Genomic DNA, 13978 nt, shown 5'->3' on the forward strand with positions numbered 1-13978 from the left:
CGGCCTGGTGATCAGCCGGTCTAGGATGTGCGGATGAGCGACACGAGCCTGCGGAGCGGCGCCGGGTACTGGTACCCGGACGAGTCGTCCACCCGCCGCGCTGTCGAGGTGCTGAGCGCGATGCGCACGTACCGCGTCTCCGAGGTCTCGATGCGCCGCCGCACGCGTGAGCGGATGGCGATGGGCGAGACGGACCTGATCGCCATCCAGTACCTGCTCCGCCAGCAGCGCAAGGGCGAGCTGGTGACCGGCAAGGACCTGGCCTCGCACCTCTCCATCTCGTCCGCGTCGACCACGGTCCTCATCGACCGCCTGGTCCGCAGCGGCCACCTCGTGCGCAAGCCCAACCCGACCGACCGGCGCGGGATCGTCGTGGAGGCGACCGTCGACAGCGACGACGAGGTGCGCGCCACGCTCCAGGAGATGCACCGCCGGATGCTCGAGATCGCCGAGGACCTGGACGCACCCGAGGCCGAGGTCGTCGTCAACTTCCTCCGCCGGATGAGCGCGGCCGTCGACGAGATCGACGCGGAGCACGGCGACGGGCACGATACGGACGAAGCGGACGACGCGGAACCCTCCGCAGCGAAATAGCTAGACGGACTAGTAATAAGCCGAGGGGCCTATAGTCTGGCGGCATGGGTCAATTCCTCTACGGCACTCCTCCCGCCGTCATCGAGATCGAGGACCGGACCCTGGCCCACCTCCAGATCGTGATCTACGCGAAGTTCCGCCGCGACGAGCGATTCAGCCTCACCCTCGACTCGATGCCCGAGGGCGCGCGGGGCCGCCACTCCTTCTGGATGAACCCGAACATCGCCCTGCAGTTCCACTTCGCGGGGAGCCGGCAGCCGACGATCAACCCGGCCTGGGTCGAGCTCCTGATGGACGCGGCGAACAGCGGCGGCGGGCTGCGCCTGCTCCCCGAGCCCCCGTCGTGACCCGGTCCCGGTGAGGCCGACCCGGCCCGGACGACCGCGGAGCTCCCTGCACGACGGTGGATCCGCAGCACCGGCCTCCTGCGACAGCGCACGTGCCCCCGGCCGCCCCGTCTCCTAGGGTGGAGCGGGCGCCGCGGGGCGCGGAGGGTGGGGGACATGCGCAGGACGGTCATCGGAGCGACGGCACTGGCCGGTGTGCTCGCGCTCGCGGGGTGCTCGGCGCCCGCTCCGGCTCCCACGGTCACGGTCACCGTGTTCGCCACGGCGACGCCGACTCCGGTGCCGGACCCGACCGTCACGGCGGCGCTCCCGCAAGCGACGGCCACGGTCTTCGCGCCGGTCCCCGAGGCGACGGTCACCTTCACGCCGAACGCGACACCGGACATCCCCGAGACCGCCTTCGCGGTCGACAACGGCGCGGTTCCCGGGGCGAACGGCGAGCCGACCCGCGACGGGGAGGGGGACATCGTGAGCTACACCGTGGTGCAGGGCGACACGTTCTTCGACATCGCGCAGCGCTTCGGGATCCCGGTGCAGCAGCTGCTCCGGATGAACCCGACGATCGCCGGAGCCGGCGAGGCGGTCTACATCAATGCAGTCATCAACCTCGACGCGAGCACGCTGGGCTGAGCGGAGCGGCGAGCCGCGGAGGCGGCCGCTCAGAGCGACCCGGCTACTGCGACTTCGGCAGGACGTGGAACGCGACGGCGAGCGATCCCGAGATCATCAGGATGCCGCCGACGAAGAGGAATCCGGCGATGTCGGGCAGCAGGAACGAGTTGCCGAGAACGAGGATCCCGCCGAGGAACAGCACGAACGAGAGGACGACGCCCAGACCAGTCATGCCCTCATCGTACGCAGGTCACGGGAGCAGGAGGTCCGCGAGCTCCTCGGCGCCGGACACCAGCGCGATCGTCCCGACCGCCTCGAGCGGCGATCCGTAGCCCCACTCGACCATGATCGTCGGCACGCCGTGGGCGGCGGCGCCCTGCACGTCGTGCTCGCGGTCGCCCACCATCACCGGCGCCGAGAGGTCGACGCCGAGCTCGCGGAGCCGGCGCAGCGCCTCCTCCACGACGTCGGCCTTGGCGCTGCGGACCTCGTCCTCGGAGGCGCCGCAGATCACCGTGAAGTACTGCGCCAGGCCGTAGTGCTCGAGGATGCGCGTGGCCGCCGACTCCGGCTTGGAGGTCGCGAGCGAGAGCGGCACGCCGGCCTCGGCGATGCGCGCGAGCACCTCGGGCAGCCCCGGGTAGACCGAGGAGTCGAACAGCCCGCCCGCGTTGTAGCGGCGGCGGTAGACCACGAGCGCGGCCTGCGCCTCCTCGACGGTCATCCCGCCGAGCTCGCGGAACGCCTCGAGCAGCGGAGGGCCGACGTAGGCCAGCAGCTCGGCCGGAGCGGGCACGGGGCGGCCCAGCTCGACGAAGGTCTCGACGAGGGTGCCGGTGATGCCGGGGGCGGAGTCGGTGATCGTGCCGTCGAGGTCGAACAGGATGCAGGACCAGGTGCCGGCTCGCGCGTCGAGGCCGGTGGCGGCGAGGGTCGTGTCGGACATGGCGGGCTCCTGACCTCGGAGGACGGGGTGACGCCGGCGCTGCCCCGCCGGGGGCCACACTCTACGGCCGTTCGGCGTCCAGAGCCCGTTCGACGAACGAACGGGTGACGACCTGAGCGATCGAGCCGGGGTCGAGCTGCACGGCGACGAAGTCGGCGGTGCGGATCAGCGCGAAGGCCTCGCGTCCGGGGAGGACCAGCATCTGCACCTGCGGATGCTGTTGCCGGGGGACCGCGGTGCGCACCTCGTCCGTGGAGGTGAACAGCGGCAGGACCTGCTCCCCGGTGGTCGTCGCGACGGTGCGGACGTGCGGCACGCCTCCGGGCTGGGAGCCCGTGACGTCGACCACGAGGGAGCCGTCGAGGCAGGCCTCGAGCAGCCGGTCGACGGCCTCGGCGGTGGGAGCGGCGACGAGTGCCTCCAGTGCTTCCCGAGCCTCCGCATTGCGGTACGGACCGGGTCGCGCCGGGCGTGCAGGGGGTCCGCCTCGTCGTGCCATGACTCCACGCTAACGAAGACCGGGGCGTGATCGGAATCGCCGGGACCGGTTCCCGGGAATGCGCGCGATCGGTGTCCGGAATCGTTACGGCCGTCTGCGGACACCGTGTCCTCTATTCGACGGCTGGTGGCGAACAGCTCGATTCCGCCCTGATTGCCTCCGCTTATCCTGAACATTCCCCTCGACATGGCGCGAGAAAGGGACGAATGGCGCCATTCATGGCGCACTCGATTGTGAAAGGGGGTAATGTCTCTCCCGGTCCGGGTCGAGACAGTCCGGTCCCGCGAACTCCAGGAGGAAAAGTGGCCCAGAAGATCACGCTTGTCGACGATATCGACGGAACCCTTATCGATTCCGGTGACGGCGGTACCGTCCGCTTCAGCATCGAGGGCGCCAACTACGAGATCGATCTCGGCCCCGACAACATCGCCGAGCTCCACTCGGCGCTCGAGAAGTTCGTCTCGAGCGCCCGCCGCGTCGGCTCGCGCCCCGCGGCCGCCACGAGCGTCGCGACCGCCTCCAAGAGCGACCCCAAGCAGCTCAAGGCCATCCGCGAGTGGGCGAACGCCAACGGCCACCCCGTCTCCGACCGCGGACGCATCCCCTCCGAGGTCCAGGCGGCCTACCAGGCCGCCCACAAGTAGCGGCCGCCGGGCTCTCGGCCCGGTGAGACGCCGCATTCCCGGGCCTCGCGCCCGGTGAGCGGAAGGCCCCCGTGATCCGATCGCGGGGGCCTTCGCCGTGCCTGTCAGAACAGGCGGGTGTGGGAGTCGTCGGTGCCGCGCATGGCCTCGTAGTCGAGCACCACGCAACGGATTCCGCGGTCCTCGGCGAGAGTCCGCGCCTGCGGCTTGATCTCCTGAGCGGCGAAGACTCCCGTCACCGGGAAGAGGTGCGGATCGCGATTCATCAGCTCGAGATAGCGGGTGAGCTGCTCCACTCCGTCGATCTCGCCGCGGCGCTTGATCTCGACGGCGACGGCGGCTCCCGAGGAATCGCGGGCGAGGATGTCGACCGGGCCGATCGCGGTCATGTACTCGCGCCGGACGAGAGTGTGCCCCTCTCCGAGGAGGCCGATCTGCTCGGCGAGAAGGCGCTGGAGATGCGACTCCACTCCGTCCTTCACGAGTCCCGGATCGACGCCGAGCTCGTGCGCCGAATCGTGCAGCACCTCGTGGATGGAGACGACGAGAGCGTCGCCGGTCTTGCGGTGCGCGACGGTCCACTGCTGCGTCACTCCCGCGGCGCGCGCCTCCTCGTCGGGCTCGCCCGTGATCAGCGTGCAGGGCGGGCTCATCCAGTTCAGCGGCTTGTAGGAGCCGCCGTCGGAGTGGATGAGGACGCTCCCGTCGGTCTTGACGAGCAGGAGGCGGGTGGCGAGCGGGAGGTGGGCGCTGAGACGGCCGGTGTAGTCGACGGAGCAGCGCGCGATGACGAGACGCACCCGTCGAGGATAGACGGCACGGCCCCGGCGGGCTCCCGGCTCAGTGCGCGGCGACGGGAGGCCGGCGGCCGAGCGGAGGAGCGGGCGGCGGCACCGAGAGCGAGGCGCGCAGCGCGACCGCGAACTCGGCCGGCGCCTCCGCCCACGGGTGGTGGCCGCTCGACTCGATGACGGCCAGGCTCGCCTGCGGCAGGAGCGCGGTGAGCGCCTCCAGAGCGGCGACGCCCGTCACCGGATCGTCCTCGCCGCCGAGGACGACCGCGGGGCAGTCGAGGCGCTGCAGAGCGTCGCGGATCGCCGCGGTGTCGTCGGAGCCGGCGGGAGTCGTGTGACCGGCAGCCCGGTCGTCGATCCCGAGCCAGGCGGTGCCGGGGGCGATCAGGAGCAGGTGGGCGACGCGCTCGGGCGCGTCCACGGCGGCGAGCAGGACGGCGCGGCAGCCGGAGTCGTGCGCGGCGAGATCGAGCTCGTCGACGCCGAGGTGGCGGCGCAGGTCCTCCACGTCGGCGGCCGTCGTGGCCGGGAGAGCGGGAGGCAGCTCCGCGGAGTCGCCCACTCCGCGCGGGTGCAGCACGAGGACGCGGCGCGTGCAGGCGATCGAGGCGAACGAGCCGAGGTAGGAGGGGTGGCGCTCCGGCTCACCGGGGACGACCACCAGGGGCCGCCCCTGACCGGCTCCGTGCTCGTCGACGTGGAGCAGGGCGCCGTCGCGCGCTCGGTACCGCATCCGCTCCCCCTCCGCCGCCGTCCTGGGAAGCCTAGGGGGAGGCGCGCCGGGGCGCCCGGGCCCCACGGGGGCTTGCGGAGGCGCGTGGAGCGGGGCGGTCAGCTCCGTCGGCTGCGGGCGGCGGGGGAGGCGAGCCCGGCGACGACCACCAGGGCCAGCACCAGGAAGAGGGCGTTCAGCAGGCCGTAGTGCTCGCCGAGGAAGCCGATGGCCGGCGGTCCGACCAGGAACGCGACGTAGCCGAGCATCGCCACCGCGCTGACGCGGGCGGCCGAGTGCGGCCCCTCCGCCGCGGCCGACATGCCCACCGGGAAGCCGAGCGAGCAGCCCAGACCCCAGGCGACCGCGCCGACGACGACGAGCGCGTCGACCGGGGCGAGGATGAACAGCAGGATGCCGACGATCGCGAGCCCGGCGGAGGCGCGCAGCACCGGGACGCGGCCGAAGCGGTCGAGCACGGGCCCGCCGATCACGCGTCCGACGGTCATGGCGGCGACGAACACGCCGAACACGACGGCGGCGGTCGTCTTGTCGGTGCCGTGGCCGTCGACCATCGCCAGGGTCAGCCAGTCGTTCGCGGAGCCCTCGGCGAAGGCCATGCCCAGCATGATCAGGCCGATGAGGACGAGGCGGCCGTCGCGCCAGACGCCGAGGGAGGCGGCGACGCGCTCGCGGACCGGCGGCTTCACGGTGGTCGCCGCGCCGGAGGTGTCGAGCTCCTCGCGGACCGGGACGAAGCGGATCGCGATCACCGCGGTCACCGCGATCACCACGGCGATCGCGCCGAGGTGGACGGCGACGGGCACGGCCAGGGCGGAGGCGCCCGCGCCGATCAGCGCGCCGGCCACGGTGCCGAGGCTGAAGAAGGCGTGGAACAGCGGCAGGAGCGTCTTGCCGAAGGCCTTCTCGTTGGCCGCTCCCTCGACGTTCATCATCACGTCGACCGCTCCGTTGCCGAAGCCGAGCATCGCCATGCCGGCGAAGGCCGCGGGGAGGACGCCGATGACGTCGGCCGAGACGCCCAGCACCGCGAGCCCCGCCGCCGAGACGGTGAGGCCGAGCGCCATGCCGCGCCGGGCGCCGATCGCGCCCATGACCGGCGTCGAGAACGCGAGTCCGACGATCGCGCCGATCGACATCGAGAGGATCAGCAGGCCCACTCCGGCGGTCGAGAGCTGGAGCTCGTCGCGGATGGCGGGGGTGCGCGAGACCCAGGTGGCGATCGAGATCCCGCTGAGGACGAAGATCGTGAAGACGGCGTTGCGCCAGGCGACCAGCTGCGGGCGCGTGAGCGCGGACGTCGAGGTCATGGCGGTTCTCCTGGTGCGGGCGGGATCCGGACACCGGATCGAGAGGCACGGTCGAATCGATTCGAAGCGAGCCGGTCTAAGCTATCCGGAACCCCGGGGACGGTCAACCGACGACGAGCGCGCCGCCCCCACGAGGAGGAACGTGGAACCCCGCAAGAGCCCCCGGCCGACGCTCGCCCGCGTCGCGAGCCGGGCCGGAGTGTCCCCCTCCACCGCCTCGCTGGTCTTCAGCGGCTCCGGCCCCGTCTCGGAGGCCACGAAGGAGCGGGTGCTGCGCGCGGCGTCCGAGCTCGACTACGCCGGCCCCGACCCGCGGGCGCGCTCGCTCCGCCGCGGCCGCTCGGGGATCGTGGGGGTCGTCGTGGACGAGCGGATGCTGCACGCGTTCCGCGACCCGATCAAGATCGCCATGCTCGACGGGATCGCCGACGTGCTCGGCGGGGTCGACGCCGGGATCCTGCTGCTCACCGAGACCGGCGACGGCGCGGGCCTGCTGGCGACGGCCCCGGTCGACGCGATGATCCTGGTCGGCTGCAGCCCGTCGGTCGACGACTCCGTCGCCGTGCTGCGCCGCCGGGGGGTGCCGGTCGTCGTGGTCGAGGGCCTCTCGGAGCTGGGCGGCGCCGTGATCTCGCTCGACAACCGCGAGGCCAGCCGGACCCTCGCGGAGCACCTGCGCGAGCTCGGCCACGAGCGGGTCGCGGTGGTCGCGCTCCCGTTCGCGAAGGACCGCCGCCGCGGCGCGATCCCGGCCGGCTGGCGCTCGAGCCCCAGCATCACTCCGGTCGACCGCCTCCTCGGCGTGCAGGACGTCTTCCCGGAGGCGTCGGTCGTCGCCGCCGCGGCGAGCTCCGTCGACGAGGGCGTCGCCGCGGGCCGCACGCTGCTCGAGGGGGCGGAGCCGCCGACCGCGGTCGTCGCGCAGAGCGATCTGCTGGCCGCGGGCGTGATCCTCGCGGCGGAGGAGCGCGGGCTGCGCGTGCCCGAGGACCTCTCGGTGGTCGGCTTCGACGGCGTGCAGGTGCCCGGTCTCGCGGCCGAGTACGACCTCACGACGATGGCCCAGCCCGCGGTCGAGAAGGGCCGTGCGGCGGGACGGGCCGCGGTCGCGCTCCTGGCCGACGAGGAGGCGGAGGCGGTCTGCTTCCACGCCGTCTTCCACCGCGGGAACACCAGCGCACCGCCGCGCTGACCGGAGTTGTCCACAGGCTTCTCCACAGGGGAGGAGTGCGGTCAGCGGAGCCAGACGTCGCTGCGGACCCGGAGCCCGAGGGTGACCGCGCGGGCGCCGAGGAAGCCGACGGCGAAGGCGAGCCAGAGCGCGAGGAGGCGCCATTCGGCGGGCGCGGCGGGGGCGAGCAGGGCGAGCGGGACGAAGACGGCGAGGTTCGCGAGGCCGCTGAGCGCCAGGTAGCGGCCGTCGCCGGCGCCGATCAGCACGCCGTCGAGCACGAAGACGTAGCCGCCGAGCGGAGCGGTGAGGCCCACGACGGCGATCGCCGCGGGCAGCAGCCGCAGCACCTCCGGGTCGCTCGAGAAGACGTACGGCAGGACACCGCTTAGACCGGTGACCAGCGCTCCGAGCACTACTCCTGCACCGATTCCCCAGGTCACACAGCGTTTCGTGACGGCTCGGGCCTGCTCGGCGTCGCCCGCGCCGAGGAGGCGGCCCAGCAGCGCCTGCGCGGCGATCGCCACCGCGTCGAGGGCGAAGGCGACCGTCGAGAACAGCGTCATCGCCACCTGGAAGGCGCCCAGCTCCTCCGCCCCGAGCGAGGTGGCGGTCGCGACCGCGAGCAGGATCGCCGCGCGGAGGCTCGCTGTGCGCAGCAGCATCCAGCCGCCGGATCCCGCGGAGGAGGCCAGGCCCGCGAGGTGCGGCCGCAGCGGCGCGCCGACCCTCCGGGCGAGCCGCAGCGCGACTCCCGCGTAGCCCGCGAGCATGGCCCACTGCGCGATCACCGTCCCCAGTGCGGAGCCGGTTATCCCCAGGCCGGCCGGGTAGATCAGCACGGCGTTGAGAGCGGCGTTGAGGGCGAATCCGCCGGCGGCGATCACCAGCGGAGTGCGGGTGTCCTGGAAGCCGCGGAGGAGCCCGGTGAGCGCGAAGACGCCGAGCATGGCGGGGATCCCGGCCATGCTCACCGCCAGGTACCGCACGCCCGCCTCGGCCACCGCCGGTTCCGCGCCGAAGAGCGCCACGACGGCCGGAGCGGTCAGCGCGCCCACCACGGCGATGCCGGCGCCGAGGAGCAGGGCCAGCCAGCCGCCGTCGATCCCGGCCGCCACGGCCCTTCGCTCGTCGCCCTCGCCGAGGGCCCGGCCGACCCGCGGAGTCGTGCTGTATGCGAGGAAGACCATGAGGCCGACGATCGTCTGCAGCACCGTGCCGCCCAGCGCGAGCCCGGCGAGCGGGACGGCGCCGAGATGGCCGACCAGGGCGGAGTCGGTGAGCAGGAACAGCGGCTCGGCGACCAGCGAGCCCAGCGCCGGGACGGCGAGCCGGAGGATGCCGCGGTCGAGGGCGGAGGTCACCGCTCGACGCTAGCGGCTGCCGGAGCTCCGGGACCGGCGTACCGTGGGCGGGATGCAGCGCTTCGGGATCGGGCTGGCGGCCGTGGGCCGGCCGGCGTACATCACGGCAGGGCGCGACGACGACCTCGGCCCCGCGGCCGAGCGGAGCGTCGACGCGCTGCGCGAGCGCACGCACCTGCTGCTCGACGCGGCGTGGGACGCCGGCGTCCGCTTCCTCGACGCCGCGCGCTCCTACGGGCGCGCGGAGGAGTTCCTCGGCGGCTGGCTCGCCCGGCATCCGGAGCGGCGGGCGGCGCTCACGATCGAGTCGAAGTGGGGCTACGAGTACGTCGGCGGGTGGGCGATGGATGCGCCGGTGCACGAGCGCAAGGAGCACTCGGTCGCGATGCTCGACCGCCAGTGGCCGCTCACGCTCGACGCGCTCGGTTCGGCGCCCGACTCCTACCTCGTCCACTCGATCACTCCCGAGAGCCCGGCCCTCACCGACCGCCCGCTGCTGGACCGACTGCGCGGCCTCGCCGGCTCCGGAGTGCGCGTCGGCCTCTCCACCAGCGGACCCGAGCAGGCGCGCGTGATCGAGCTCGCCCGCGCGATCCCGGAGTCGCCGTTCAGCGCGGTCCAGAGCACCTGGAACCCGCTCGAGCAGTCCGCGGGCCGGGCGCTCGCCGCCGCGCACGACGACGGCTGGCTGGTGGTGGTCAAGGAGGCCCTCGCCAACGGGAGGCTCGTGGCGCACCCGATCGAGCACGCCGGCGCCGCGCCGGACGCCGTCGCCCTGGGGGCCGTCCTCGCGCAGCCCTGGGCCGACGTCGTGCTGAGCGGCGCGGCGACTCCGGAGCAGCTGCGGGCCAACCTGCGCGCGCAGCCCCGGGAGCTCCCGGACCTCCCGGCGCTCGCCGTGGATCCGGTCCGCTACTGGGCCGAGCGCTCCGCTCTCGACTGGACCTGAGAGCACTCGAACGAAGTGGTGCGTGCGCTCCGGCGCCGCACGGGATAGCGTTCCTCTCAGCGCCCCGTCTGCCCTCTCTGCGAGGGCTGGCGCGCGGATCGGCCCTCGTGATATCGCCCGAGGGGATCCGCCCCGGCCCGCCACCCCTCTTCGAATGCGGGCGAATCGAGCTTTCGATTCTCAGGCGATCCGCAGGTTACGGGCGGGGTGACGGCAGTGCCAGAGGAAGCGGGGCGCGCGGGCTTAACGGGGGGTGACGCATCGGCGGGCTATGCCGGGGAGGCCGGACGGCCGTGGTCCGAGGGGTCGATCCGGATGGCGCACTCGAGGAGCTCGGCGCTCCTCCACAGGGCGCGGATCAGCGCGGGCATCCCCGGGAGCGATCGTCACGATCCCGAGCCCTCAGGACTCGGAGCCCCGCCGGACCCGCAGCCGCGTCTCCTCGAGGTCGAGCAGCGACTGGGCGTCGCGGAGGATGCGCTGCGGGTAGGCGCGGCGCGAGCGCGCGTCCAGCAGCGCCTCCCGCTCGGCCGCGACCACGGCGAGGCGCAGCGCTCGGTAGAGGCGGTGCGGAGTGTCCGCGACCGACCTCTCCGTGCCGCGCGAGCGCTCCCAGGCGGCCTCGGAGCGGAGGAACGACGTCTGCCGCACCCGCTCCAGGACGTCCGGAGCGACGCCGTCGGCGCCCTCGACGGCGTCGCCCGGGTGCTCCAGCACCGAGAGGCCCTTCTCGGTGATCTCGTCGAGCAGGCCCGCGAGCGCCCGCTGGTCCTCGGGCACGTCGATCCCGCGGATGCCCAGCGCGCGGATCAGCAGCGGCAGCGTGCTGCCCTGGATCAGGAGGGTCGCGACGGCCACGGTGAAGGCGATCAGCACGAGCTGCGGACGGTACGGGATGTCCTCGGGCAGCGACTGCGCGGCCGCGAGGGTCACCACTCCGCGCATCCCGGACCAGCCGAGCACCAGACCGCCGCGCCAGCCGATGCCGTTGCGGCTGAAGTGCCGGTAGTCGCTGCGCCGCAGCAGGTAGCGCCGCTTCGCCCGGCCGCGCTCCTCCTTCGGCAGCTCCTGCGCCTCGGGCGACTCGAGCAGCTCCTTCTGCTCGCGGGCCCGGCGCTCGGCCCGGCGGGTCTGCCAGCGCTCGCCGAGGAGCACCGGGCCGACCCAGAGGAAGCGAACGACGATCAGCCCGACCACCGCGATCAGGCCGATCCCGACAGCTCCGGGCACGGAGAGGCGCGCGCTGTCGGCGTCGTGGATCAGCGAGCGGATCTCGAGCCCGATCAGCAGGAACACGCCGTTCTCGAGCAGGAACTGCACGGTCCGCCAGTTGATCCGGTCGTTCACCCGCGACTGCGCGGTGAAGGCGCGGGAGGAGGCGTGCCCGGTGTGCAGGCCGGCGACGACCACGGCGAGCACGCCCGAGGCGCCCAGGCCCTCGGCGGGGATGAACGCGACGAAGGGGACGATGAAGGAGAGGACGGTGTTGAGCACCGGGTCCTCGAGCCGCGAGCGGACGAAGACGGTGACGACGCTGGCCACGAACCCGACCACGACGGCCACGACGACCGCGTAGAGGAAGTCGCCGATCGCGGCCCACGGCGTCGCGAGCGTCCCGGCGGCGGCGGCGAGGGCCGAGCGGAGGAGCACCAGCGCGGTCGCGTCGTTGATCAGCCCCTCGCCCTCGAGCAGGGTGAGCAGACGCGGCGGGAGGCCGAGCCGCCGGCCGACCGAGGTCGCGGCGACCGCATCGGGCGGGCTGATGATCGCGCCCACGGCGATCGCCAGGCCCAGCCCGAGCTCGGGGAGGAGGAGGAAGAGGAGCGCGCCGACGCCGGCCGCCGAGATCAGCACCAGAACGACCGACAGGCCGGTGATGGTGGTGAGGTTCCGGCGGAAGTCGATGAACGGGACGCTGAGCGCCGCCGCGTACAGCAGCGGCGGCAGCACGCCGTCGAGCACCCACTCGTGCGGGACGACCACCTCCGGAACCCCGGGGATGTACGAGAGGCCGACGCCGGCGAGCACGAGGACGATCGGGGCGGCGACGCCGAGGCGCCGCGAGAAGACGGCGACCGCGACGAGGACCGAGACGCCGACGATCGCGGCGATGCCCAGCTCCATCAGCGGAGGCTCTCGAGGGCGCAGAAGGGCATGGTCTCGTCTCCAGGGGGTGGCGGGCGATCGCCCGGGACGAGTCTGCGCCTCTCGGCGGATGCGGGGCAGGGGGTTGCGAGCACCCGGCGTCCCGCGCCGGGGTCAGCCGTCGTCGCGAGCGGCGCGGCGGTCGAGCAGGCGGGCGAGTCCGAGGAGGAGCGCCATGGCGCCGAGCGCCGCGACGGCCAGGGCGAGCGCGGCGCCGGGCTCGAGCGTGATCCCGCGCTCGACGACCTGCGCGCGCAGCACCGGGTCGGCGGAGACGACGAGCAGGCCGATCGAGGCGGCGGCGAGGACGAGTCCGTAGAGGACGGCGCCGACGCGGATCCGCGGGCGGGCGGTGGCGGGGGTGGGCGTGGTGGTCATCGTGCGGCTCCGGTCTCGGGGGTGGGTGTCGGGGTGGCGTCGGCGTCCGGCGCGGTGGTGCCGGAGTCGGCGCCCGGTGTGGAGTCCTGGACTCGGATCGACCCGCCCTCCTGGGCGATGCGGACCACGAACGGCTCGGCCTCGGGATCGCCGAAGGTCTGCGTCCACAGCTGACGGCCGTCGGCGGTGCGGACCTCGCGGGGCGCGTCGATCGCGCCTCCGTCGGCGTCCAGCACGAGGAGCTCGGTGTCCTCCGTGGTCGCCTCGAGGCGGACCGCCGTTCCCGCCATCGTGGCGACGGACACGTGCCCGTAGCCGATCCAGAGGTCCAGCGGCTCGCCGGAGGTCTCGTAGCCGGGTGCGACCGTGACGCGCAGGTCGCTCGCCGCGAGCGTCGCGTAGCGGCCGGGAGCGGCGCTCGAGAAGCCGTAGGTGCCGAGCACGGGGAGCAGCTCGCGGTCGGTCGGCAGCACGGCGGCGCAGGCGGCCGTGACCAGCGCGACCGTCGCGAGGGCGATCAGCGCGATCGCGCGCCTCCGGAACAGGCCGGCGAGCACGATCACCACGGCGAGCACGAGCGCGACCGAGGCGGCTCCGACGACGAGGGCCGTCGGTCCGGAGGCGGTGAGCGAGACCAGTGCGCCGGTCAGCGCGGCGGCGCCCAGGGCGAGCAGCGTGAGGCTCGCCCGCAGCCGGGGGTTCGCGGCGCGTCGGAGACGCTGGCGCTCCAGGCGCGCGGCGGTGACGGCGGCGGCGGCGAGTCGCGCCTCCTCCGCCCGGGCGCGGGCCGTCTCACGGGCAGACGCGCTCTGCTGGGCGCGGAACGCCTCCCGCGCGGCCCGCCAGGCCTCCTGACGCTCGCGCCACTCGGCGACGGCCTCGGGGGACGAGGGGCGCTCGTCCTGCAGCCCGGGGTCGGGTGCGGGGTAGGCGGGAGCGGAGGGCGCGGGGTAGGGGAGCGTCGCGGAGGGGTGTGCGGACGGGGAGCCCGGGGCCGGGTGAGCGGCCGCGTCGTCCGATCGCCGGCTCCGCCGCACGATCCAGACCACGAAGGCCACGATCAGCCCGAGCACCACGAGCGACCACAGCGTCCGCCCGGTCGCGGGCGCCCAGGGCATCGCCCCGGTGTACGCGCCGCCGAGCGACCAGAAGCCCTGCGCCACCGGCAGCATCGAGGCGAGCACGAGGACGCCGATCCCGGCGTGCACCCGGTCGAGCGAGCCGCGGAGCAGCCGCTCCACCGGCAGGGCGCCGTCCTGGTCGGGCAGCAGCAGCCAGGCCGCGGCGTAGAGGAGGAGCGCGGGCCCGCCCAGCACCGCGACGACGAGCACGATCCCGCGCACGATCAGCGGGTCGATGCCGAGCCGGTCGGCGATCCCCGCGCAGACGCCGCCGATCCAGCCGGGGCGGCGAGGCAGGTCGAGGCCGCGCAGCCAGAGCACGAAGCGGTTCTCGGGCGCGGGGGGCGGATCGGCGGGGCCTCGACCTGCCT

The 13978-nt window shown here is 73.8% G+C and carries 16 protein-coding genes; 6 read left to right on the top strand and 10 right to left on the bottom strand.

Annotated elements, in window-relative coordinates; translation table 11 throughout:
- Window positions 1-33 precede the first annotated feature (33 nt).
- The 3 genes from C5C30_RS03755 (at window position 34) to C5C30_RS03765 (ending at window position 1571) form a co-directional block, all read left to right on the top strand.
- Window positions 34-594 (top strand): MarR family winged helix-turn-helix transcriptional regulator, encoded by a 561-nt coding sequence (locus tag C5C30_RS03755; protein ID WP_104250276.1) that lies wholly within the window; start codon window positions 34-36, stop codon window positions 592-594.
- 44 nt (window positions 595-638) lie between these two features.
- Window positions 639-941, top strand: a complete 303-nt coding sequence (locus tag C5C30_RS03760) for an ATP-dependent DNA ligase (protein ID WP_104233014.1) — start codon at window positions 639-641, stop codon at window positions 939-941.
- A gap of 156 nt (window positions 942-1097) precedes the next feature.
- Window positions 1098-1571: a LysM domain-containing protein gene (locus tag C5C30_RS03765; protein WP_104222627.1), complete on the top strand. Its 474-nt coding sequence runs from the start codon at window positions 1098-1100 to the stop codon at window positions 1569-1571.
- Window positions 1572-1614: 43 nt separating this feature from the next.
- Here the strand turns inward: C5C30_RS03765 and C5C30_RS17540 are convergent, their stop codons facing one another.
- The 3 genes from C5C30_RS17540 to C5C30_RS03775 all read right to left on the bottom strand — a co-directional run bounded on the left by C5C30_RS17540 (window position 1615) and on the right by C5C30_RS03775 (window position 2998).
- On the bottom strand, window positions 1615-1785 hold the full coding sequence (locus tag C5C30_RS17540) for a hypothetical protein (protein WP_159911733.1): 171 nt from the start codon (window positions 1783-1785) through the stop codon (window positions 1615-1617).
- Window positions 1786-1803: 18 nt separating this feature from the next.
- Window positions 1804-2499: an HAD hydrolase-like protein gene (locus tag C5C30_RS03770; protein WP_104222626.1), complete on the bottom strand. Its 696-nt coding sequence runs from the start codon at window positions 2497-2499 to the stop codon at window positions 1804-1806.
- A 61-nt stretch (window positions 2500-2560) separates the two neighbouring features.
- A complete protein-coding gene (locus tag C5C30_RS03775; RefSeq protein WP_104262595.1) occupies window positions 2561-2998 on the bottom strand; it encodes an SseB family protein in 438 nt (145 codons plus the stop codon).
- Between the two features lie 302 nt (window positions 2999-3300).
- Between C5C30_RS03775 and C5C30_RS03780 the strand changes: the two genes are divergently transcribed.
- Entirely contained in the window at window positions 3301-3642 is a 342-nt protein-coding gene (locus C5C30_RS03780; protein WP_104222624.1) for an Lsr2 family protein, read from the top strand.
- Window positions 3643-3746: 104 nt separating this feature from the next.
- On the opposite strand, the gene nucS is transcribed toward C5C30_RS03780, so the two are convergent.
- From nucS to C5C30_RS03795, 3 genes are all read right to left on the bottom strand, one after another.
- The gene (gene nucS, locus C5C30_RS03785; protein WP_104333200.1) at window positions 3747-4442 is read right to left on the bottom strand and encodes an endonuclease NucS; all 696 of its coding nucleotides are present in this window, start codon (window positions 4440-4442) and stop codon (window positions 3747-3749) included.
- A gap of 40 nt (window positions 4443-4482) precedes the next feature.
- Window positions 4483-5169, bottom strand: a complete 687-nt coding sequence (locus C5C30_RS03790; protein ID WP_104333201.1) for an alpha/beta fold hydrolase — start codon at window positions 5167-5169, stop codon at window positions 4483-4485.
- A gap of 98 nt (window positions 5170-5267) precedes the next feature.
- On the bottom strand, window positions 5268-6479 hold the full coding sequence (locus C5C30_RS03795) for an MFS transporter (RefSeq protein WP_104225755.1): 1212 nt from the start codon (window positions 6477-6479) through the stop codon (window positions 5268-5270).
- A 142-nt stretch (window positions 6480-6621) separates the two neighbouring features.
- On the opposite strand from C5C30_RS03795, the gene C5C30_RS03800 reads away from it, so the two are divergent.
- A complete protein-coding gene (locus tag C5C30_RS03800; protein ID WP_104335426.1) occupies window positions 6622-7671 on the top strand; it encodes a LacI family DNA-binding transcriptional regulator in 1050 nt (349 codons plus the stop codon).
- 41 nt (window positions 7672-7712) lie between these two features.
- Here C5C30_RS03800 and C5C30_RS03805 read toward each other — a convergent pair whose 3' ends face one another.
- Window positions 7713-9014, bottom strand: a complete 1302-nt coding sequence (locus C5C30_RS03805; RefSeq protein ID WP_104333202.1) for an MATE family efflux transporter — start codon at window positions 9012-9014, stop codon at window positions 7713-7715.
- A 52-nt stretch (window positions 9015-9066) separates the two neighbouring features.
- Between C5C30_RS03805 and C5C30_RS03810 the strand changes: the two genes are divergently transcribed.
- On the top strand, window positions 9067-9963 hold the full coding sequence (locus C5C30_RS03810) for an aldo/keto reductase (protein WP_104333203.1): 897 nt from the start codon (window positions 9067-9069) through the stop codon (window positions 9961-9963).
- A 402-nt stretch (window positions 9964-10365) separates the two neighbouring features.
- On the opposite strand, the gene C5C30_RS03815 is transcribed toward C5C30_RS03810, so the two are convergent.
- The 3 genes from C5C30_RS03815 to C5C30_RS03825 all read right to left on the bottom strand — a co-directional run.
- Window positions 10366-12087, bottom strand: a complete 1722-nt coding sequence (locus tag C5C30_RS03815) for a sodium:proton antiporter (protein WP_104261412.1) — start codon at window positions 12085-12087, stop codon at window positions 10366-10368.
- Between the two features lie 135 nt (window positions 12088-12222).
- Window positions 12223-12486, bottom strand: coding sequence for a hypothetical protein (locus C5C30_RS03820; protein ID WP_104262600.1), 264 nt, complete (start codon window positions 12484-12486; stop codon window positions 12223-12225).
- Window positions 12483-13978, bottom strand: a 1496-nt coding sequence (locus C5C30_RS03825; protein WP_146081476.1) for a PspC domain-containing protein, incomplete at its 5' end; no start/stop codon positions are given. The genes C5C30_RS03825 and C5C30_RS03820, both read right to left, overlap by 4 nt.

This window comes from Rathayibacter sp. AY2B5 (genome assembly GCF_002931645.1).
Lineage (GTDB): Bacteria > Actinomycetota > Actinomycetes > Actinomycetales > Microbacteriaceae > Rathayibacter.